Source organism: Aquabacterium sp., assembly GCF_041909175.1.
Classification (GTDB): domain Bacteria; phylum Pseudomonadota; class Gammaproteobacteria; order Burkholderiales; family Burkholderiaceae_C; genus Aquabacterium.
Window position 1 is genome coordinate 14,737 of record NZ_JAYRDZ010000012.1, and the last position, 19,825, is coordinate 34,561.

The 19,825-nt window shown below is 62.7% G+C and carries 19 protein-coding genes and 1 tRNA gene; 10 read left to right on the top strand and 10 right to left on the bottom strand.

What is annotated here, in order from left to right:
* Positions 1–7: 7 nt before the first annotated feature.
* Positions 8–298 (bottom strand): metal-sensing transcriptional repressor, encoded by a 291-nt coding sequence (locus ACE3PH_RS14695; protein ID WP_374320403.1) that lies wholly within the window; start codon positions 296–298, stop codon positions 8–10.
* 26 nt (positions 299–324) lie between these two features.
* A complete protein-coding gene (locus ACE3PH_RS14700; RefSeq protein WP_374320405.1) occupies positions 325–705 on the bottom strand; it encodes a DUF3592 domain-containing protein in 381 nt (126 codons plus the stop codon).
* Positions 706–771: 66 nt separating this feature from the next.
* Here ACE3PH_RS14700 and yfbR point away from each other — a divergent pair, with 66 nt between their 5' ends.
* Positions 772–1,368 (top strand): 5'-deoxynucleotidase, encoded by a 597-nt coding sequence (gene yfbR, locus ACE3PH_RS14705; protein WP_374320407.1) that lies wholly within the window; start codon positions 772–774, stop codon positions 1,366–1,368.
* Between the two features lie 2 nt (positions 1,369–1,370).
* Here the strand turns inward: yfbR and ACE3PH_RS14710 are convergent, their stop codons facing one another.
* From ACE3PH_RS14710 to mgtA, 3 genes are read right to left on the bottom strand one after another with little or no spacing between them, the layout of a single operon-like run.
* Positions 1,371–2,471, bottom strand: coding sequence for an alkene reductase (locus ACE3PH_RS14710; RefSeq protein ID WP_374320409.1), 1,101 nt, complete (start codon positions 2,469–2,471; stop codon positions 1,371–1,373).
* A gap of 24 nt (positions 2,472–2,495) precedes the next feature.
* Entirely contained in the window at positions 2,496–3,089 is a 594-nt protein-coding gene (locus ACE3PH_RS14715; RefSeq protein WP_374320411.1) for a TetR/AcrR family transcriptional regulator, read from the bottom strand.
* Positions 3,090–3,116: 27 nt separating this feature from the next.
* A complete protein-coding gene (gene mgtA, locus ACE3PH_RS14720; protein ID WP_374320413.1) occupies positions 3,117–5,699 on the bottom strand; it encodes a magnesium-translocating P-type ATPase in 2,583 nt (860 codons plus the stop codon).
* A gap of 33 nt (positions 5,700–5,732) precedes the next feature.
* Between mgtA and ACE3PH_RS14725 the strand changes: the two genes are divergently transcribed.
* Positions 5,733–6,671 carry a 3'-5' exonuclease gene (locus ACE3PH_RS14725; RefSeq protein ID WP_374320415.1) on the top strand — a complete coding sequence of 313 codons (939 nt, stop codon included), beginning with the start codon at positions 5,733–5,735 and terminating at the stop codon, positions 6,669–6,671.
* 18 nt (positions 6,672–6,689) lie between these two features.
* Here the strand turns inward: ACE3PH_RS14725 and ACE3PH_RS14730 are convergent, their stop codons facing one another.
* Positions 6,690–7,253 (bottom strand): hypothetical protein, encoded by a 564-nt coding sequence (locus ACE3PH_RS14730; protein WP_374320417.1) that lies wholly within the window; start codon positions 7,251–7,253, stop codon positions 6,690–6,692.
* Between the two features lie 139 nt (positions 7,254–7,392).
* Complete coding sequence (locus ACE3PH_RS14735) at positions 7,393–7,899, bottom strand: MarR family winged helix-turn-helix transcriptional regulator (RefSeq protein WP_374320419.1); 507 nt, start codon at positions 7,897–7,899, stop codon at positions 7,393–7,395.
* Positions 7,900–8,010: 111 nt separating this feature from the next.
* Here ACE3PH_RS14735 and ACE3PH_RS14740 point away from each other — a divergent pair, with 111 nt between their 5' ends.
* From ACE3PH_RS14740 to ACE3PH_RS14755, 4 genes are read left to right on the top strand one after another with little or no spacing between them, the layout of a single operon-like run.
* Positions 8,011–10,026: an FUSC family protein gene (locus ACE3PH_RS14740; RefSeq protein WP_374320421.1), complete on the top strand. Its 2,016-nt coding sequence runs from the start codon at positions 8,011–8,013 to the stop codon at positions 10,024–10,026.
* Between the two features lie 10 nt (positions 10,027–10,036).
* Positions 10,037–10,234 (top strand): DUF1656 domain-containing protein, encoded by a 198-nt coding sequence (locus ACE3PH_RS14745; protein WP_374320423.1) that lies wholly within the window; start codon positions 10,037–10,039, stop codon positions 10,232–10,234.
* Positions 10,235–10,245: 11 nt separating this feature from the next.
* Positions 10,246–11,145: an efflux RND transporter periplasmic adaptor subunit gene (locus ACE3PH_RS14750; protein WP_374320517.1), complete on the top strand. Its 900-nt coding sequence runs from the start codon at positions 10,246–10,248 to the stop codon at positions 11,143–11,145.
* A gap of 5 nt (positions 11,146–11,150) precedes the next feature.
* On the top strand, positions 11,151–12,587 hold the full coding sequence (locus ACE3PH_RS14755; RefSeq protein ID WP_374320425.1) for an efflux transporter outer membrane subunit: 1,437 nt from the start codon (positions 11,151–11,153) through the stop codon (positions 12,585–12,587).
* Between the two features lie 15 nt (positions 12,588–12,602).
* On the opposite strand, the gene ACE3PH_RS14760 is transcribed toward ACE3PH_RS14755, so the two are convergent.
* Positions 12,603–13,073, bottom strand: a complete 471-nt coding sequence (locus tag ACE3PH_RS14760; protein WP_374320427.1) for a MarR family winged helix-turn-helix transcriptional regulator — start codon at positions 13,071–13,073, stop codon at positions 12,603–12,605.
* An 88-nt stretch (positions 13,074–13,161) separates the two neighbouring features.
* On the opposite strand from ACE3PH_RS14760, the gene ACE3PH_RS14765 reads away from it, so the two are divergent.
* The 4 genes from ACE3PH_RS14765 (at position 13,162) to ACE3PH_RS14780 (ending at position 18,479) form a co-directional block, all read left to right on the top strand.
* A complete protein-coding gene (locus tag ACE3PH_RS14765) occupies positions 13,162–14,898 on the top strand; it encodes a tannase/feruloyl esterase family alpha/beta hydrolase (protein WP_374320429.1) in 1,737 nt (578 codons plus the stop codon).
* A gap of 35 nt (positions 14,899–14,933) precedes the next feature.
* Entirely contained in the window at positions 14,934–15,995 is a 1,062-nt protein-coding gene (locus ACE3PH_RS14770) for an amidohydrolase family protein (protein ID WP_374320431.1), read from the top strand.
* 11 nt (positions 15,996–16,006) lie between these two features.
* Complete coding sequence (locus ACE3PH_RS14775) at positions 16,007–17,347, top strand: ferric reductase-like transmembrane domain-containing protein (protein WP_374320433.1); 1,341 nt, start codon at positions 16,007–16,009, stop codon at positions 17,345–17,347.
* A gap of 109 nt (positions 17,348–17,456) precedes the next feature.
* The gene (locus ACE3PH_RS14780; RefSeq protein WP_374320435.1) at positions 17,457–18,479 is read left to right on the top strand and encodes an FUSC family protein; all 1,023 of its coding nucleotides are present in this window, start codon (positions 17,457–17,459) and stop codon (positions 18,477–18,479) included.
* Positions 18,480–18,538: 59 nt separating this feature from the next.
* On the opposite strand, the gene ACE3PH_RS14785 is transcribed toward ACE3PH_RS14780, so the two are convergent.
* A tRNA-Asn gene (locus tag ACE3PH_RS14785) sits at positions 18,539–18,614 on the bottom strand.
* A gap of 160 nt (positions 18,615–18,774) precedes the next feature.
* Positions 18,775–19,821, bottom strand: coding sequence for an NAD(P)/FAD-dependent oxidoreductase (locus ACE3PH_RS14790; RefSeq protein ID WP_374320437.1), 1,047 nt, complete (start codon positions 19,819–19,821; stop codon positions 18,775–18,777).
* Positions 19,822–19,825: the final 4 nt, after the last annotated feature.

Here is a 19,825-nt window from a genome sequence, read left to right on the forward strand (position 1 = left end):
ACAGGGCTCAGCGCAGCTTGCCGAGCAGGGATTCCACGTCCTCCAGGACGGTCTTCATGTCTTCGGGGTGGTTCTCGCGGTCTGCCCCGTGGCAGGCTTGCAGCTGCTGCTCCATGTAGCACACCGTCATGCGCACGTAAGTGCTTTCCAGCGCCTTGCGTACGGCGGCCATCTGGGTGGCAATCTGCATGCAGGGCTCGCCTGACTCGATCATGCGCTGAATGCCTCGCAACTGCCCCTCGGCTCGCTTGAGCCGATTGAGCAGGTCGGTGCGGTGCTTGTCGTCGAGTGTGGCCATGGCGCGTGACGGTGATGGGGTGCGACTCAGCCAGGTATGAGTACGCTGGACTGCGGATTGGCGGGGTCGTAATAGACCTTCACCTTGGCGCCGACCGGGAAGGGCTGCAGGGCTTGAGCCGCTTCCTGTTCGGAGAAATAGCGCGGTCCCATCGCTTTCAGGCGGCGGCCGGTGTACGTCGTACCATTGACGACGTATTGGTAGCTGAGCTCGACATCCCAATCATGATTGGGTACGGCGACCTGGCTTTCACTGACGTTATGGGTGCGTGGGCGGGATTGTGTGATGTCTCCGTCAACATACGGCCAGGACTGGCTGGCCTGACGATCCCGCCAGGCGTGCCAAGCCAGCGTGCCGAAAAACAGCACGAAGCCGATCAACAGAATTTTTCCCAAATCGCCGCTCATGAGGCCGGATTGTCGCGCGAAGATACACCCCCCGGTATTGATCTATCTTGGAAAGTTGTCACTGTCATGGCCTCCAGCAGCCCTTTTTATGCCCACCTGTCCCGCTTGCGCTTCATCAAGCGTTGGGGGTTGATGCGCAATGCGGTGGAGGAAGACGTCGCTCAGCACAGCTGGGAAGTGGCCATCCTGGCCCACGCGCTGGCGGTGATTCGGCGGGATGTGCTGGGATTGCCCTGTGACCCCAATTCGGTGGCCACGCGCGCACTTTTTCATGATGCGACAGAGGCCATCACGGGGGATCTGCCCACGCCGGTGAAATATTCTCCGGCGATGCGTCATGCATCGGCCAATCTGGAAAACGAAGTGAGCGGCGAAATGCTCGCGCTGTTGCCTGCTGCGGTGCGTCCGGCCATCGAGCGGGCGCTTGACCATCGGCAGTGGCCGGAAGATGAGGCTCGGCTCATCAAGACGGCAGACAGGTTGGCGGCCTGGCTCAAGTGCCAGGCCGAGTTGCGCTATGGCAACCGGGAGTTCGAGCAGGCTGCGCAGCAGATTCACGCCAAGCTGGAAGAGACGATGACGCCTGAATTGCGTTATTTCCTCGACCAGTTTGGCGCTGCCTACGACTTGACGCTCGACTCCCTCATGCGTTCAGCCGACTGATATCAGGCGGGCAGAGCGGGGTAGTCAATGTAGCCGTGCGGGCCTTGGCCGCCGTACAGGGGCGCATCCTTGAACAGTTCGTTCAGGGGGGCGTTTTCCTTGAAGCGGCGCACCAGGTCCGGGTTGGTGATCATGGCGCGGCCAAAGGACACCAGATCGGCCTTGCCGGAGGCGATCGCTTCCTGAGCCATTTCCTTGGTGTAGCCGTTGTTGACCATCCAGACACCGCTGTAGAGGCGGTGCAGGGCTTCGTAGTCGAACGGGGCGATGTCGCGCGGGCCACCGGTGGCACCTTCCACCACGTGGATGTAGACCGGGTGCAGCTTTTCCAGTTCGCGCACCACATGCTCGAACAGCGGTTGCGGGTTGCTTTCGCTGGAATCGTTCACCGGCGACACCGGCGAGATGCGCACACCCACGCGCTTGCCGCCAATTTCACCGATCACGGCGGCCATCACTTCCAGCAGGAAGCGGGCACGGTTTTCGATGCTGCCACCGTATTCATCGGTGCGCTTGTTGGCGCCGTCGCGCAGGAAGGCGTCCAGCAGGTAGCCGTGGGCACCGTGGATTTCCACGCCATCAAAGCCGGCTTCGATCGCGTGGCGTGCAGCGGTGCGGAAATCGTTGACGATGCCGGCGATTTCGCTGGTTTCCAGGGCGCGCGGCACCGAGGTGTCGGCGTAGCCCTCACCCGGGATGTAGGTCTTGGCATTGGCGCGGATGGCCGACGGGGCCACAGGCGCGGCATGACCGGGCTGGAACACCGTGTGCGACATGCGGCCGGTGTGCCACAGCTGTACGAAGATCTTGCCGCCACGGTCGTGCACCGCCTTCGTCACAACCTTCCAGCCTTCGATTTGCTCGGGGGTGTGCAGGCCAGGCGTGGCAATGTAGCCCTGGGCCTGGGCTGACACCTGGGTGGCTTCGGCGATGATCAGACCGATGGAAGCACGCTGTGCGTAGTATTCCGTTGCCATGTCGGCGGGCACGTTGCCCTTGTCGGCGCGGTTACGCGTCAGAGGGGCCATCACCATGCGGTTGGCCAGTTCGATGTCGCCCAGCTTGAAGGGTTGGAACAGGGCGTCAGGTTGGTTCGTTGCCATGTTGAATGCGGCTCCGGTTGCGTGTCAGGGTTGAAGAAAGTGGTCGAGCATGGCGCTCACGGCTTCTTTCAGCGCTCGGCTGTCCTGTTCCACTTTCATGCGAAGCAGGGCGCCTTCCCACATGTCCCAGAACAGCACCGCCAGGGTGGTCGCATCCATGTCGGTGCGAACCTGGCCAGCTTGCTGGGCGCGTGCGAGGAGTGTGGCGAGGTGGTCCCGCCAGTGGTTCATGCCGGTTTGCAGCACTTCACGGCATTTAGGGCTGGACTCGGACACCTCGGCGGCAAAGTTGCCGATGAGGCAGCCGGGCGTGGCCGATTGCTCGTGATAGGCCGTGAACCGCTGAAACACGTGGCGCAGGGCCTCCAGCGGGTCGCTCGGGGCATCTGCCAGGCAGAGTGCCCATTGCTCACCCATCCACTGGATGTAGTTGCCGATGATGACCGCAGCAAAACCTTCCTTGCTGTCGAAGTGGTTGTAGAACGACCCCTTCGGCACACCCGCGGCATCCGTGATCTGCTGGATGCCGGTGGCGTTGTAGCCGTGCTGGTTGAACAGCTCGTAGCCCGCTTTCGCGAGGCGCTTGGGGATGTCGGTCTTGTCTGCGGTGCGTGCCATGGTTTTTAAATAATATGACCAGTCGTCTTAAATTGCAAGCGGGGGGTGATTCGGGTGCGGATGGCGGTGGCGAGGAGGCCGCATCGCCCAGTGCTTGAGCGCTTCGGCACAGGCCAGGTAGGCCAGCACCAGCAGGGTGATACCGAGCAGCACGCCGCCGCTGAGCGGTGCGAAACCCAGCCAGCTGCCCAAGGGGCTCAGCGGCAGGATCAGCGCCACGGCCAAGGCTGCCAGTGATGACAGCGTCAGTGGCCATTTGGGCAGGTCTCGCCAGGGGCGGCCCGCCGTCCGGATCACGAAGATCACCAGAATCTGCGTGGCCATGGACTCGATGAACCATGCGGTGCGGAAGGCTTCTTCACCGGCGCGGAACAGATACAGCAGGCCGCCAAAGGTGAGCAGGTCGAACACCGAAGACAGCGGCCCCATCACCCCGGCGAAACGGACGAGGCCGTGCATGTCCCAGACCTGCGGCCTGGCTGTGGCCTGGGGGCGAACGGAGTCGAAGGGGATACCGATTTCCGAGCAGTCGTACAGCAGGTTGTTGAGCAGAATCTGGATGGGCAGCATGGGCAGGAAAGGCAGAAACAGCGAAGCCACGGCCATCGAGAGCATGTTGCCGATGTTGGAGCTGGCGCCCATGCGCACGTACTTGAGGATGTTGACGAAAGTGCGGCGGCCCTCTTCAACGCCGTCGGCCACCACATCCAGTCCTGAATCAAGCAGGATCATGTCGGCCGCTGCCTGGGCCACGCCGGATGCTCCCTGCACCGACAGGCCGATGTCGGCTGCATTCAGCGCTGGGGCATCGTTGATGCCGTCACCGAGAAAGCCCACGACTGCGCCGCGCGACTGAAGCGCGCGCACGATGCGCGACTTCTGGTCAGGTGCCAGCCGGCCGTAGGCGTCAACCTGCTGCACCTGCACGGCCAGCGCCGCATCGCTGAGCTGGGCCATGTCGGCGCCGGTGAGCACACGGTCTGCCTTGAGCCCCACCTGAGCCGCCAGGTGCCGCACCACCACCGGGTCGTCGCCAGAGAGAATCTTCAACCCGATGCCGGCGCGAGCCAGTCGGGCAATGGTGGCGGCCGCCGTGGCCTTGGGGGGGTCGACAAAGGCACACAGGCCTTCCAGGGTCAGGCCGGTTTCGTCTGCGGCATCAAGTTCATGTGCTGCGCCTGCCCAGGGTCGGGAGGCCACGGCCACGGTGCGCAGGCCGTCTTCTGCCAGGGCATGAACGCGCGCCATGGCGGCCTGCATGGCCTGGTCGTCAAAGGTGCTGCACTCATCGCCAGCTTGTCGAGCCTGGGTACACAGGGCAAAGACCGCCTCGGGGGCGCCCTTGACGATGAGCCATTCCTGCCCTTGCGGTGAGCGAGCCAGGACGGATCCCACACGACGGTGAAAGTCAAAAGCCTGTCGGCTGAGCAGCGTCCAGTCCTTGCCCGCGTCAGGGTGAACTTGCTGCAGGGCGTTGTCGAGCGCGCCACGGTCGCCGCCCAGGTCGGCAGCAACGGCGCCCAGCAAGGCCGGCTGCGGGTGGGCGTCGCCATTGGCCAGCAGGCTGCTGGCGACCGAAATATTCGCTTCCGTCAAAGTGCCAGTCTTGTCCGTGCACAGCACGGTCATGGCACCCAGATCGTGGATGGAGGCCAGGCGTTTCACGATCACTTTCTGCCGGGCCATTCGCAGGGCGCCCTTGGACAGCGTCACGGTGGTGATCATGGGCAGCAACTCGGGGGTCAGCCCGACGGCCAGGGCCACGGCAAACATCAGTGATTCGAGCAAGGGGCGACCGAACATCATGTGGGCGCTCAGCACCACCACGACCAGCCCCAGTGTCAGCCGGGCCATGGCCAGGCTGAATGCGTGCAGGTCTCGCTGAAAGGGGGATGGCGCCTGTGTCTCCACCATGGCGGCCGCTGCTGCGCCGAACACAGTCTGTCGGCCGGTGCCCACGACCATGGCCAGGGCTTCGCCGGTTTCGGCCACAGCACCGCGAAACAGGGCGTTGGACGCTTCCGCCGGGGCGGTGGTTGCGACCTGTCCAGGCAGTTTTTCGACTGGGTAAGGCTCACCGGTCAGGGCGGCTTCGCCTGCGGTGAAACCATCGCTGCTCAAAACCAGCGCGTCAGCGGGGATGATGTCGCCGGCGCGGACACGCACGACATCACCGGGCACCACCTCGTCGACCGGGACGGTGCGGAATTGCCCGTCACGTCGCACTTCGGCCTGAATGGCCACGGAAGCCTTGAGCATGTCGGCCGCCTGGCGTGCACGGCCCTCCTGGAAGGTGTCCAGCCCGATAGACAGGCCCAGGATCACGACGATGATCGCGCCGCCGGTGGCGTCACCGGTCGACATCGACACCAGCGCGGCGGCCAGCAGGATCATCGAGAGGGGTTCCAGCAGCCGTCGCCCGATCGCCCGCATGGTGCCTTCCGGGCGGTGGTGCTCATCGGTATTGGGGCCGTAGCGCTGAAAGCGGTCGGCAGCCTCCTGCATGCTCAGCCCCTCAGGGCTGCTCTCCAAGGCCTTGCCCAGGTCGTCAGGGCTCTGGTTCCAGAACTGGTTCAACTCGGGGCGGTCGTTTGACGCGGTATCCGTCATGTGGGGCTTCCGGGAGGCGCTATGCTGCACTGCATGAACGATACCCCCTTGCTTGATCCAGTTTTTGACGCGCCCGAGTCATTGGCGAAAATTCTTGATGCGCACCCTGATTTCCGGGTGTTGCGTCGTCTTCAGCCTGCCCGCCAATTCGGGCACAAGGCACCGCGTGATGCCGTGCGTCGCATTGCTGTGCTGGATACCGAGACCACCGGACTGGACGCCCGCCGCGACCGCATCATCGAGTTGGCCATGGTGCTGGTCGATGTGGATGTCAGCACGGGGCAGGCGGTGAAGGTGGTGGAGGTCTTCGACGAGCTCGAAGACCCGGGCATGCCGATTCCTGAACCAGCCCGGCGGGTGACTGGCATCACCGATGAGATGGTGGCTGGCAAGCGACTCGACGATGAACAGGTGAAAGGCTTGCTGAATGGGGTGCATCTGGTCATCGCCCACAATGCCCGATTCGACCGAGGCTTCGTAGAAGCCCGGTTTCCCTTTTTCGCAGAGGTTCCGTGGGCGTGCTCGGTCAGCGAGGTCGACTGGCAAGCTGAAGGGCGTGGCTCAGCCAAGCTGGAGTTCCTGGCGTCCGAATTGGGTTTTTTCTATGATGCCCACCGTGCCGAGATGGACTGCCATGCCTTGCTGGCCGTATTGATGGCACCGCTGCCGCTGACTGGCGTGACAGGCTTGAAAGCTCTGTGGGACAAGGCCCAGCGCGTCAGCTACCGCGTGATGGCGACGGGGTCACCCTTCGAGTCCAAGGATGTGCTCAAGGAGCGTGGTTACCGCTGGGATGCGGAGCGCAAGGTGTGGCATACCACCGTGTCTGACGATGACGCCTTGACGGCCGAGTGCGCGTGGCTGAAAGCCCAGGTTTACAAGGGGCGGGCGGCACGGGTGGACGTGGAGCGGGTCACTGCGCTGGAGCGCCATTCCCCACGGGGTGGAGACATGACTCAGCAGGCTATCTGATCCCCCGTGTGCATCGGGTCAGCACTGCGGCAGCAACTCGTCAGGTAGCAACTCGATGGTCTTGCTGTGAAAGAGCTCGGCACGGTCCGGGCCGGCGATGTGGTGCAGTTCTTCGACGCATACGGCGAGCCATGACATCAGGCTGGGGTGGTCAATGACCTCGCGAGCGGCCACCCGCAGGTGTTCATCGCGGTGTCCCAGGATGCGGCCCAACTGATCCAGTGCATAAAACTTGGCGGCAGCCAGCGAACGGTTGCTTTTCGGTGCAGCGGGCGCTGGTGTTGCGACGGCCGGTGTTTCCTGTACAGCGGATGCCACGGTGGCTCTGGCTGCCGGTTGAGCTTTGGCGGCCACGGCAGAGGCGGCTTTGGCCACCGGCATCAGCAGCCCTTTGTCGACCAGCGCGTGGACATCCTCGACCTTGAGCGACAGTGCCTTGAGTGCGGGCAGCGCATCCAGCAGGGGCTTTTTGCCATCCATCATGATCAGCAGCGCCCGCATGGCAGGCGCCAGACCTGCGCTGCGCTCGCGGATCACCTCCCAGCCCTTGTCCGTCTTCGAGTAGGGAATGCTCAATTCCACGTCACACCTCTTGAAAGTCCACCTTCGACGCAGCGGACTATTCCCAAGGTGTGTGACAGGCGGACGAAGACCCCTACATCCGCTGAGACCATCTGCCATGTCAGGTGTGAACTAAGTCACATACATGGCTTGGTCAAGTTCAGCCGCGCAGGTGCTCTGGTGCGGTCAGCAGGAGCTTGCGCTGCAGTTTGGCCAGTTGGCTGAGTTCCTCGTCGGTCAATCCGGCCGTCAAAGCGCGAATGTCATCGCTGACGATGGGCAGCAATTGTTCAATCTGCTGGACGCCCTCGGGGCTCAGTGTGACCTCGATCTTGCGGCGGTCGTCCTCGGCCTGTCTCCGCACGATCAGGCCCTTGGCACTCAACTGGTCTGTCAGGCGGGTGACATTGGCCAGTTTTTCACCTGCGGCCGCCCCCAGCAGGGAAGGCGTCAAGGTGAAGGCCTCCGACCCGTACAACATCAGCAAGATGGTGAACTCAGGATGGCTCAACCCCGTGGGGTGCAGGGTTGTATTGGCCGAGTCCTGGATGCGTTTGCCGATCAGTTTGGCAGAACGGATCACGGAAGCAGCCTGCTTCGGGTAGCCAGGGTAGCGGCCCGCGATCAGTTCCAGTCGTTTTTCTTCAGGGATGGCGTCGTCGGACATGTTGATCCTGTTGTGCACGCAAACAAACTAGATGATACATTAATGAACAATACAAACATGAACTAGGTGACGAGGGCACTTTGTCTCTCGGCATCTGACGGACGGCGGTAGATGGTATTGCCTACTTGGAGAGATTGGCTGTTTTCGGTGAAAGCCTTTGTGGCCGCCATGCTCGCACTGTACTGTGCGCTGGCGCTGGGCTTGCCACGTCCTTATTGGGCGATGGCCACCGTCTATGTGGTCTCGCATCCACTGTCTGGTGCGACGCGCTCCAAGGGCGTTTACCGTGCACTGGGTACCTTGCTGGGGGCTGCGGCGTCGGTCGTGATCGTGCCCACCCTGGGCAGTGAGCCCGTGTTGTTCAGCCTGGTGCTGGCGCTGTGGACCGGGCTGTTGATGTATTTCGCGCTGCTGGACCGCACCCCTCGCAGCTACCTGTACATGCTGGCGGCGTATTCCCTGGGCCTGATTGCCTTGCCTGCCATCACCACACCGGAGCAGATCTTCGACATTGCCATCGCGCGCAGCGAGGAGATCCTGCTGGGCATCCTGTGTGCCAGCGTGGTGTCTGCCGTGGTGTTTCCCACCCGCATCTTGCCGCTGCTGCAGGCCAAGCTCCATGCCTGGCTGAAAGATGCTGCAGGCTGGGCTGCCGCCATCTTGTCGACTTCAGATGGTGCACAGCCTGTCAAGGTGTTCACCCGGCACCAGCTCGCCTCCGACATCCTGGCACTTGATCAGTTCATCCTGCAGTTGTCGTACGACACCATCAACACCCGTCTGGTGGCACACACCCGCGGGCTGCGTGACCGTCTGGCCATGCTGCTGCCCATCCTGTCGTCCTTGTCCGTGACCTTGTCCGAGCTGAAACAGCAAGACGGTGGGGTGCCGGCTGACGAGGCAGGCCAGATGCAAGCCGTTGCGGACTGGCTTGCGCTGCCGTCTGGCCCCGCCATGCACGATGAAGGGCAGCGTTTGCTCGGGCTGCTGGACAAGCCTCTGCCAGAGGCGCAGGCAACGGACCCTTCACGCGCAGCCGTGCTGGGGCATCTGCGTACTCGGCTGCATGCCCTGGTGAGCTTGTGGCTGGACTGTCAGATGCTGCGCGACACCATTGCACAACAGTTGCCTCAACCGGCCAGAGCCTTTTACTTCGACCGCTGGGAAGTTGGCAGCCAGGCTCGTCACCATGACTTTGGCATCGTGACCTTTTCTGCCACCTCGGTCTGTGTCGCCATCTTCCTGTGCTGCCTGGGGTGGATGTGGATGGGGTGGGATGACAAGGGCAGCCTGGTCTCCATGGCGGCCATCGCCTCGTGCTTTTTCTCTGCCCTCGACGAGCCGGCACGCGCACAGAAGTCCTTCTTCATCTGGAACACCGTCCTGATCGTGGTGGCTGCGGCGCTGCTGTTTCTCATCATCCCGCTGGCACACGAGTACGAAACCCTGGTGATGTCCTTGATGGCGCCCTTCATCCTGGGCGGTCTGCTGGCCACCCGGCCGCAGTTCACGATGATCGCCATGACGCTGACCGTGGCCATGGCATCGGTGATGGGTTTGTCCGGCGCCTACAACGCCGACTTCCCCAGCTACTTCAACATGAGTCTGGCCAGTGTCGTGGGCATTCTGTACGCGCTGGTGTGGACCCTGGTGACGCGCCCGTTCGGTGCCAAGCTGGCCATGCGGCGCCTGGTTCACTCCAGCTGGGACGACCTGGCCCGGATGGCGGCCGGAGAGCACTCCGATGACCATGCGGTCCTCAATGCCCGCATGCTGGATCGACTGGGGCAATTGGTGCCCAGGCTGTCGGCCAGCGGTGACGACAAGCCTACCGACGGTTTCAGCGAGTTGCGGGTGGGCTTCAGTGTGCTGGATCTGCAGCAGGACGAGAAGTTCCTGGGCCCGGTAGCTCGAGCCGCCGTGCAGCGTGTGCTGGAGGCGGTCTCGACGCATTACCTGGCCCTGTTGGGGCGCGCTCGTGCGCAGGCGGCAGAGCCGTTGGGAACACTCATTCAGACGGCGCTGGCGCACGTGCACCAGGAAGACAGCCAGGCAGCCACGCAGGCCGCGCACGCCCTGGTCGAGTTGCGTTTGACGCTGGCACCGACACAGACCAAGCCCGCATGAAGAGGTTCACATGATTGGTGAGTTCGAGTTCTACGGCATCTATTTCCCCGCCTTTTTTGCGCCGGCCTTGCTGGCATTTGTGGCGGCCAGCGTGATCTGGCGTGTGCTGGACCGCCTCGGCGCCTACCGCCATATCTGGCACCGCTCCCTGTTCAACCTGGCGCTGTATGTGGTCGTGCTGGGTGGCATGGTCGTTCTGACGCGTTGATGGCATTCATGATGAAACTGCAAGCAAAACAGATCTTTCCCGTCGTGCTGACCCTGGTGGCCGTCTCGGCCGCCTTGGTTGTGGTTCACCATCTGTGGGAGTACTACATCAACTCGCCCTGGACCCGTGACGGGCATGTCCGCGCCGATGTCTGGCAGGTGTCGCCTGATGTGGGCGGGCTGGTGACCGACGTGCGCGTCAAGGACAACCAGCCCATCAAGCGCGGCGATGTGCTGTTTGTGGTCGACCATGCGCGCTACCAGTTGGCTGCGGAACAGGCCACGGCCAACCTGGCTGCCCAGAAAGCCAGTCTGGCCCAGGCCCGCCGTGAAGCGACACGTAGCCGCGGGTTGTCTGACCTGGTCGCCAAGGAAAGCCTCGAAGAAGCCGATGCCAAGGTCCAGCAATTGCAGGCTGCCGTCGACGGGGCCGAGTCCGCTCTCAGGCTGGCCAAACTCAATCTGGAGCGTACCGAGGTGCGCAGCCCGGTAGACGGCTACCTCAATGACCGTGCACCACACCAGGGTGACTACGTCCACTCCGGTCAGCCTGTGCTGTCCGTGGTCGATGCCAATTCAGTTCATGTGGACGGGTATTTCGAGGAGACCAAGCTGGAGCGGGTGCAACCCAACCAGCCCGTGTTGGTGCGCATCATGGGGGCGCCGCGTGATCTGAAGGGGCATGTGCAGAGCATCGCTGCCGGCATTGAAGACCGTGACCGCAGCAATGGCAGCAACTTGCTGCCCAATGTGAACCCCACTTTCAACTGGGTTCGATTGGCTCAGCGCATCCCGGTGCGCATCGTGCTGGACGAGAAGCCATCTGACATCCGCTTGATTGCCGGTCGCACCGCTACCGTGTCCGTGGTGGAGCAGCAGGGCGGGGCAAGCAAGCAGGGGGGGCAGAAGTGAAGTCCATGATGTCAGGCTCGCGGCTGCCTGCTTTCCTGCCGGCCTCGTTGTCAGCCCTCACGCTGGCGCTGGCGGCGTGCACCACGGTCGGTCCGCAGTATCAGCTTCCGGAAAAAGCCGCCTATCAGCACCCCAAGGCGCAAGGTGCCTTCCTGGTAAAGGACCCCGCCGTGGTGTCGCTCGGCGATGTGCCGCAGGGCTGGTGGAAGCTCTATGACGACGCTGTGTTGAATCAACTGGTGGCGTCCAGCCTGTCCGCCAACACCGATCTGAGGGTGGCGCAAGCGCATCTGCAGCGTGCCTTGTCGGTAGCCGATGAGGTGAAGGATATCGGTGGCCCGCATGCGGCGGTGTCCGCCAGCGTAGAGCGGGCGCAGGTGGCCGGTGAAGCCTATCTGCTGGAAACCAAGGTGCCGGTGTTCAACCTGGGCGACGTTGGTGCGCATGTGTCTTACCAGCTCGACCTGTTCGGTCAGCTGGCGCGAGCCAGTGAGGCGGCCGAGGCGAATGTGCAGGCCACGGAAGCGGCCATGGACCTGGTGCGGGTCTCGGTCGTGGGTGAAACCGTGCGCGCCTATCTGCAGGTCTGCGCGGCCGACACCCTCAGCGAGGTCACCCGGCAGGCGCTGGTACTCCAGCAGCAGCAATGGGGCCTTGCATCCCGTATGTACCAGGCCGGCCGTGGGTCGGTCACCGATGTGGAGCGTGCACAGGCATTGGTCAACAGCTGGCAGGCTGAACTGCCTCGGTACAAGGCCGAGCGTGATCGTGCCACTTTCCGTCTGGCCCAGTTGGCCGGGCAGCCACCGCAAGCGATGACACAGTCCATCCCGGTGTGTCAGGCCATGCCCGCCCTCAAGCAGCCCTTGCCTGTGGGCGATGGGGCAGCCCTGCTCAAGCGTCGCCCTGATGTCCGGCAGGCCGAGCGGCTGCTGGCGGCATCGACGGCCCGTATCGGTGTGGCCACGGCCGATCTCTACCCCAGCATTTCGCTGGGTGCCGGCGTCGGGTTGACGGGCATCCTGGACCACCTGGGCCAGGCACCAACGCAGCGCTGGTCGATCGGGCCCCTCATCAGCTGGCATATCCCGGACAGCGGCGCCCGTGCCCGTGTGCAAGCGGCTGAAGCCGATCAGTCGGCCGCCCTCGCGCAATTTGATGGCGTGGTGCTCAATGCGCTGCGTGAAACCGAGACGGCTTTGTCCGCCTACGCCCATGACCTGGAGCAGCGGCAGTCGGTGCAGGCTTCCAGGCAGGCGTTGCAAACGGTTTCCGACCAGAACCGCCGCATGGTTCAGGCTGGGCGGATGCCGGTTCGTGTCCGCCTCGATGCGGACCAGAGTGTGACCGCCTCTCAACTGGCCGTAGCGCGGGCCAACGTGCAAGTGGCGCAAGACCAGTTGGCCGTGTTCATGGCCCTCGGTGGCGGCTGGGCACGCTGAACTGCACAGCTCTGGTCAGGCAGCCTCATCCAGGTTGGCCCTGACCTTGCCCAGCAGGGCAATCAGTTGCGCGCATTCTTCGGCCGTCATGCCATCGATCGCTGCGGCGGACAGGCGCTGCTCCTGTGCTTCGAGCAGCGCATGCACGGTCTGACCTTGCGGAGACAGTGTCAGGCGGGTGCTGCGGCGATCCCGTTCATCCGCTTGTGCTGTCAGCAAGTCCATGTCGCGCAGGGCCGCAATCAGGCGTGCAGTCTGCCCCTTGTCTCGCCCCGAGCGAGCGACCAGATCGCTCAATGTAGCGCCGGGGTGGTGTGCGAAGAACGCCAGCGCCTTGCCTTCGAGGTGGCTGAGGTCATAGGGGCTGTCTTTCAGCGCGCGGTACTGCTTAGAACGAAGTGCGTGCATGACCGAATGCACGGCCTCAAAGACCGCGTGGGCCGTGTCTCCGCCGGATTGGTTGACAAGTTCAACTTTGTTGCGCATGATGGATGACATTATCAACCAATTGGGTTGGTTTGTGTAGACGTGTAAGGCACAGGCCGACCAGATCATCTTAGATGAGGGCATGGTCATGTTGTGCAAGCGCGTGAGTGCGTATTTGTTGCTCTTGTTGGCATGCACGCTGACCCCATGGTCCGGTGTGCTGGCCAAACCGACAGGTGTCAGCGGGGATCTGCAATCCGTGACGCCGGTCACCTCTTGCGAGCGTCTGGTCAAGGTGAACTTGGTCGCTGTCGGCGGGCGGGGCAGTAAAGTCCAAACGGCTGAAAGGCGTGGGGAGGGCGCTGCTGCTGTGTGCCTGGTCACCGGTGTGCTGGCCCCTAGCATCACCTTTCAGGTGTCCTTGCCCATGCAGGGATGGACGCAGCGCTTCCTTCAGGTGGGCTGTGGTGGCCTGTGTGGGCGTGTTTCTCTGGAAGTCGGGGCAGCCGATGGCTGTGTGCCCTTGAAGGCCAATGGCTTTGTCCTTGCCGGAACGGACATGGGACACCAAGGCGGGATGGATGGCAGCTTTGCCAAAGATCCGCAAAAGCGTGTTGACTTCGCTTATCGAGCCCAGCATCTGACAGCGCTGGCGGCCAAGCGCCTCATCCAGGTGTTTTACGGTCAGGCTCAGCGCCATGCCTATTTCAGTGGCTGCTCTGATGGCGGGCGCGAAGCCCTGATGGAAGCGCAGCGCTTCCCTGATGACTTCGACGGCATCATCGCGGGCGCCGCAGCCATGAACTTCCAGTCACAAAACGGGCTTTATCACGCCTGGGTGGCAGCCAGTAACCGTGGCGCCGACGGCAAGGCTGTGCTGGTCGCCAGCCGTTTGCCTGTGCTGCACGAGGCAGTGCTGAAGGCTTGTGACGAGCTCGATGGTGTGCACGATGGGCTGATCACGGACCCGCGCGTCTGCCATTTCGATCCCGCCTCCATACAGTGCCCTGCCTCTGCCACGGAAACCAGTACCTGCCTGCGCGCTGACGAGGTTGTGGCAGCCCGGCGAATCTACGAAGGGCCACGGGACCCAACCACGGGTGTGCGCTTGTTGGTGGGTGGGCCTCAATACGGGTCGGAGTTAGCCTGGGCAGGGGTTTTTGTGCCTTTTGGTGCGGATCAGGCGGTTGCCAGTGAGTCGATTGCACAAGGGGCCCTGCCGGTGCTCTACGCAGACGATTCACCATCCATCAAGAAGCTGTCCGATCTGACCTTTACGGAGCAGGATCTGGTGCGTCTCAAGGTGCTGCATCCCCTGAACGATGCCACCAACCCGGATCTGCGCCGCTTCTTTGCTCGGGGCGGCAAGCTGATCCTTTGGCATGGCTGGAGTGATCCTCATATTTCTCCGCGTACCTCCATCGCATACCACGAGGCCCTGCTGCGCACAGTCGGTTCCGACCGGGTGGCGGCCTCCGAGCGTCTTTATCTCTTGCCCGGGGTCAACCACTGCAGCGGCGGAGAAGGCCCCAGCGCGGTGGACTTCCTGACACCCATGCTGGCTTGGGTCGAACAAGGCCAGGCACCAGACCGTGTCGAGGCCAGCACGCCCCAACCCAGTCAACGCCCTAGCGGCTTTGGTATGCCGAATGGGGCACCACCCAAGGGTGACCTGGCCGCCATGCGCCCCCCCAGTTTGGACAGCGCTTCCACCGTGCAGCGCAGCCGCCCCCTTTACCCCTATCCGGCCGTGGCCCGTTATGACGGCCAAGGTGACCCGAATCTGGCCAGCAGCTTTGTGAAGGGTATGCCGTTGACGCTGGAAGCCACACCCTCGTGGGCTGGTGAGGGCTTTTTCAGCCCCTATCAAGCCCGTATGCATTGATGACTCTGTAAGCGAGTCGAATGAAAGGACAGACCATGAATACCCCTGTGATCGATGCCAATATGCATTGGCTGCCAGAGGATCTGTTTTCCAACGAGCGCCTGCTCGAAGCCTTTACAGGTGCCGTGCCACGCCAATACGGCATCCATGCCAAGCTGACACCTATTCCCGGCGATCCGGGCAAGCGTCAGATCATCATCGAGCAGCCAGAAGGCTACGAGGTGTTGAACTATGCCGAGAACCAGTACAGCCACGAAGGCCGACTGGCCGACATGGACAAGGCTGGCATCGACCGGGCGGTGTTTCGCATGCCTTGTTGGCAGGAGTGGCTGGACCTGGACACCTGCAAGCTCGTCAACGATGCCATGGCCGCCCACATCCGGCGCAGCCCGACACGGTTTGCTGCGCTGGCGATTGTTCCGCCCTGGGGCACCCGTGAAAGCGTCCGCGAGATGGAACGCTGCATCAAGGAGCTGGGCTTCAGTGGCGTGCAGATGGCGGCTCACTACGGCAACCTCTATCTCGACGACATGGCATTTCGCCCCCACCTGAAGGCCGTTGCGGCACTCGGCGTGCCGGCGGTGGTGCACCACACGCCTTTGCCGGTTGACTTCGCTTCCATCGTCCCCTACACCAACCAGCGCCGCCAGTATGGTCGTTGCGTCGCCCAGGCAACCGCTGTGGGGCGCGAAATCTTCAGTGGTTTGTTTGATGACGTGCCCGACCTGATCCTCAGCCATTCCATGCTGGGTGGAGGGTTCTTTGCCTTCGTCGACATGCTGTTCCCGCCCAAGAGCGCCCAGGCCGAGCTGCATGACGAGGTGGACCGCTTTGAGTCGCAGGGTGGGCGCTTGCGCGAACAGCTGCGCCGCAATATCCGTTTCGACATCTCCGGTGCGCCGCAGTGGGGCAAGGCCCAGCTTGAATGTGCCGTCAAGGTGCTCGGTGCCAACAGCATCCTCTATGGTGGTTCCTATCCGATTCGCCGTGACTGGTTCCTCGAGGGGGTGAGCTACATCCAATCCCTGGATATCAGCGAATCGGACAAGGGCGCTATCCTTGGTGGCAATGCAGCCGAGTTGTTCCGGCTGGCTTGACAGGTAGAGTGATGACGAAGATTTCCCGTGCGCTTGCCGTTGTGCTGGTGCTGCTGGCCGGCCTGTGGTTGATGGCAGATACCCTGGTGCCTCAGCCTTTCAGCTACTTTGCGTTCCGCGCCAAGTTCATGCAGTTCTCCGGCGTGCTGGCCATCGGGGCCATGAGCCTGTGCTTGGTGCTGGCTGCGCGCCCACGTTGGCTTGAACCCCATCTGGACGGCCTCGACAAGATGTACCGCCTGCACAAGTGGCTGGGCATCACGGCGCTGGTGACCTCGGTGGCCCACTGGTGGCTGGGGCAGGGCACCAAATGGATGGTGGGCTGGGGGTGGCTGGTGCGTCCCGCACGTCGTCCACGCGCAGGCGGGCCTGATCTCGCGACCCTGGAAGGACTGTTCAGAAGCCAGCGCGGTCTGGCAGAAACCGTGGGTGAGTGGGCTTTTTACGCGGCGGCCGTCTTACTGGTGCTGGCGCTGGTCAAGCGCTTCCCTTACCGGTGGTTTGCGAAAACCCACACGGTTCTGGCTGCGCTTTACCTGGGGCTGGTTTTCCACTCCGTCATCCTGCTGCAGTTCAGCTATTGGCTTCAACCGGTGGGGTTGCTCATGGCCAGCCTCATGGCAGTTGGCAGCATCTGTGCGGTGCTGGTACTGACTGGCCGGGTGGGGTCGCGTCGCAAAGTGCGCGGCCAAGTCGTAGCTGTCCAGTCCTACCCAGCGTCACACGTGCTTGAAACCCGCATCGAACTGCAACCTGGCTGGGCTGGGCATCAGGCAGGTCAGTTCGCCTTTGTCACCTTTGACCAGCGCGAGGGTGCACACCCCTTCACCATCGCGTCTGCCTGGTCTCCACAGACGCGGCAGCTCACCTTCATCACCAAGGCCTTGGGCGATCACACCGCAGCGATGCCGGGCCTCGTCGAAGCTGGCTTGCCGGTGACGGTGGAGGGCCCCTACGGCTGCTTCAATTTCGAAGACCAGCAGGCCAGCCAGATCTGGGTGGGCGGCGGCATCGGCATCACACCGTTCATCGCCCGCCTCAAGCAACTGGCGCAGCAAGGCGGGGCAGACAAACCGATCGACCTGTTCCATGCCACGGCCGTGTATGAGTCGGCGGCGATTGACCAGCTCAAGGCTGATGCCGAGGCTGCCGGGGTGCGCCTGCATCTGTTCCACGATGCCACGAATGGCCGGCTCGATGCGGACAAGATCAGGGCGCTGGTACCGGGCTGGAAGGCATCCAGCATCTGGTTCTGCGGGCCATCCGGCTTCGGTGCAAGCTTGTGGCAGAACTTCAAGTCGCATGGGCTGCCACAAGCGGCTTTCCATCGCGAGTTGTTCGAGATGCGCTGAGGCGTGTATCTTCCACTCGACAAAGGCCTTGCATGCGTGCAAGGCCTTTTCAGTTTGTGGCCTGACTCGCTGAAAATGAGCGTGGACTCTATCCCTGTACCACCACGACATGAAGCGCCTGAGCGAACTGTTCACACCACGTCACTGGCGTTTGGCCGCGGTCGGCGTGCCCGGTATCGCGCTGATTCTGTTTGTGGGCAGGCAGATGACCGATCCTTATCATGCGGCGGTGGCTGCCGGGGCCGCTTTCTCGGTCGGGTTTGGCTTGTCTCGCGACCTGGGTGGGATGCGTTGGGGTGCCATGGCAGCAGCCATGCTGGGCATGAGCGTGAGCGGGGCGTTGGGTACGTTGGTGGGGCAATGGTTCCCGCTGTCTGCGCTGGTGTCGGCGCTGCTGGCGGCCGTCTGCGCGGCCCTGGCTCTGCTCAATGAAGATCTGTGGTGGGTTGCGCTGCAACTGGTCATCGCCTTCATGATGGCCGGTTACTTTCCGGGTGGCGTCAACGTGGCCATGGAACGGGCCCTGGCGGTGCTCATCGGCGGCACCACCGAGATCATCGTGGCCATTGGCGTGGCATCCTTGTTCACCCGGCCGGTGCAGCGTCTGCCGCTGGCCCTGGGGGAGCCACCTCAGCCAGGTATCACCACCGCGCACGCATGCCGCGCCGCCGCTGCAGTGCTGATCAGCCTCATGGTGGCCCGCATGATTGGCCTGACCTTTGATTACTGGGCACCTATCACGGCGCTGATCGTGCTCAAGCCTGGCTTGCACGATACCCGTGCGCGTGGGGGGGCTCGCTTGCTGGGTACCGCCAGTGGCAGCCTGCTGGCAATCGCCTGGGGGCTTGGCTTTGCTGACAACCACCACGCGCTGGCACTGGGTGCCGTGGTGGCCATTGCCCTGAGCTATACCCTGCAAAAGGCCAGCTACGAGATTTTTTCCGCCTGCGTCACCATGTCGGTCGTGTTTCTGGTGTCGATCGGGCAGGGCGGTCCGGTGATCAACTCTGAACACCGTTTGTTTGCCACGGTCATTGGGGGGCTGGTGGCCTTGCTGGTGTCGGCCCCCTTGCCACATCGGCTTCGCGACGACGATGCCCGCGACCGCATGGGCAAATTGCCCAAGTTGTGACCACATCCGGCATCCGGAAATGAAAAGAGCCCGCGTGAAGCGGGCTCTTTTGCTTTGTTTGGCTCCCCGACCTGGGCTCGAACCAGGGACCTACGGATTAACAGTCCGGCGCTCTACCGACTGAGCTATCGGGGAATATGTCGGTTCAGTTGTTGACTGCTTCGTTTGTTTCGTTGCTGTCGTCAACCGAGAACGTAACTATAGCATCTTTTTTCAAAAGTGCGCAAGTGGGGCCCTGTTTTTGCGCCTTGTTGGCGAAATCAAACAATGCTGTCTGATTCACGCATCATCCGCGTCACAGCACGCCCAGGCGCTGCTTCAACAGGGTGCTGGTGGTGGTGTATTGCAGCAGTTGCGACTCGTCGGGTTTCAGATAGGCCTGCAGGGCATGTGCCGCCATCGTGGCTTCGTGAAACGCGCAAACCAGCAGCCGCTTTTTGCCAGGGTAGGTGTTGATGTCACCAACCGCATACACCCCGTCAAGCGAGCTCTGAAAAGTCACCGGATTCACCAGCACCTGCTTGCGGTCCAGGGCCATCCCCCAGTCGGTCAATGGGCCCAGCTTGGGGCTCATGCCTTGCCGAACGAGGAGGTGATCAAACGTCACGATGTGCGTACCGTCGGCATTGACCAGGGCCAGGCCATGCACACGACCTTCAGTGATCAAAGCTTCTTGGGGAACGCCTTGCACCCACCCCAGCTCACCAGAGGCGATGTATGCCTTGATGCGCTCCACCAGCTCGGCTTCGGCCTGGAACACATCGCGGCGGTGCATCAGCGTCACCCGTGACGGACGATGTGATTCAGGCAGCTTGATCAGCTGTTCTGCGGCCTCCAGTGCTTCATCGCCACCACCTGCAACCAGCACCTGTTCGCCTCGCCACGACGCCATCGCTTCTTCGGCGGGGAGGTGGTAGTGCAGGTGAGATGTGCCTTCGTCAAGGCCGGGCAGATTGAGCCCCTTGGGTGTGAAAGCTCCTGCACCAGCGGCAACCACGATGGCGCTGGTGGTGAAAGCCTGTCCGTCGTGTGTCCGGACCTCGTAGCCACCACCTGTTTTCGCCACCACGTGATCCACCCGCACACCCAGGTGCAGTGATTCGCCCAGACGAACAAAAGGACGGATCTGCTCCAGCAGTTGCTGGCTCAGTTGCCGTCCTGTGCATACCGGGATACCCGGCACGTCGTAGATGGGTTTGTCAGGGTAGAGCGCCACACACTGGCCACCGGCCTCCGGTAGCGCATCGACCACCTGCACACGCAGACCCAGCAAACCCAGCTGAAACGCCTGGAACAGGCCCGCGGGGCCTGCCCCGATCACAAGCACATCAGTCTGGATCATGCAG

What these genes read in the sequence shown, in the direction of transcription:
- ACE3PH_RS14695 (WP_374320403.1), bottom strand. Translation starts at nt 298, where the DNA reads ATGGCCACACTCGACGACAAGCACCGCACCGACCTGCTCAATCGGCTC.
- ACE3PH_RS14700 (WP_374320405.1), bottom strand. Translation starts at nt 705, where the DNA reads ATGAGCGGCGATTTGGGAAAAATTCTGTTGATCGGCTTCGTGCTGTTT.
- yfbR (WP_374320407.1), top strand. Translation starts at nt 772, where the DNA reads ATGGCCTCCAGCAGCCCTTTTTATGCCCACCTGTCCCGCTTGCGCTTC.
- ACE3PH_RS14710 (WP_374320409.1), bottom strand. Translation starts at nt 2,471, where the DNA reads ATGGCAACGAACCAACCTGACGCCCTGTTCCAACCCTTCAAGCTGGGC.
- ACE3PH_RS14715 (WP_374320411.1), bottom strand. Translation starts at nt 3,089, where the DNA reads ATGGCACGCACCGCAGACAAGACCGACATCCCCAAGCGCCTCGCGAAA.
- mgtA (WP_374320413.1), bottom strand. Translation starts at nt 5,699, where the DNA reads ATGACGGATACCGCGTCAAACGACCGCCCCGAGTTGAACCAGTTCTGG.
- ACE3PH_RS14725 (WP_374320415.1), top strand. Translation starts at nt 5,733, where the DNA reads ATGAACGATACCCCCTTGCTTGATCCAGTTTTTGACGCGCCCGAGTCA.
- ACE3PH_RS14735 (WP_374320419.1), bottom strand. Translation starts at nt 7,899, where the DNA reads ATGTCCGACGACGCCATCCCTGAAGAAAAACGACTGGAACTGATCGCG.
- ACE3PH_RS14740 (WP_374320421.1), top strand. Translation starts at nt 8,011, where the DNA reads ATGGTATTGCCTACTTGGAGAGATTGGCTGTTTTCGGTGAAAGCCTTT.
- ACE3PH_RS14745 (WP_374320423.1), top strand. Translation starts at nt 10,037, where the DNA reads ATGATTGGTGAGTTCGAGTTCTACGGCATCTATTTCCCCGCCTTTTTT.
- ACE3PH_RS14750 (WP_374320517.1), top strand. Translation starts at nt 10,246, where the DNA reads ATGAAACTGCAAGCAAAACAGATCTTTCCCGTCGTGCTGACCCTGGTG.
- ACE3PH_RS14755 (WP_374320425.1), top strand. Translation starts at nt 11,151, where the DNA reads ATGATGTCAGGCTCGCGGCTGCCTGCTTTCCTGCCGGCCTCGTTGTCA.
- ACE3PH_RS14760 (WP_374320427.1), bottom strand. Translation starts at nt 13,073, where the DNA reads ATGCGCAACAAAGTTGAACTTGTCAACCAATCCGGCGGAGACACGGCC.
- ACE3PH_RS14765 (WP_374320429.1), top strand. Translation starts at nt 13,162, where the DNA reads ATGTTGTGCAAGCGCGTGAGTGCGTATTTGTTGCTCTTGTTGGCATGC.
- ACE3PH_RS14770 (WP_374320431.1), top strand. Translation starts at nt 14,934, where the DNA reads ATGAATACCCCTGTGATCGATGCCAATATGCATTGGCTGCCAGAGGAT.
- ACE3PH_RS14775 (WP_374320433.1), top strand. Translation starts at nt 16,007, where the DNA reads ATGACGAAGATTTCCCGTGCGCTTGCCGTTGTGCTGGTGCTGCTGGCC.
- ACE3PH_RS14780 (WP_374320435.1), top strand. Translation starts at nt 17,457, where the DNA reads ATGAAGCGCCTGAGCGAACTGTTCACACCACGTCACTGGCGTTTGGCC.
- ACE3PH_RS14790 (WP_374320437.1), bottom strand. Translation starts at nt 19,821, where the DNA reads ATGATCCAGACTGATGTGCTTGTGATCGGGGCAGGCCCCGCGGGCCTG.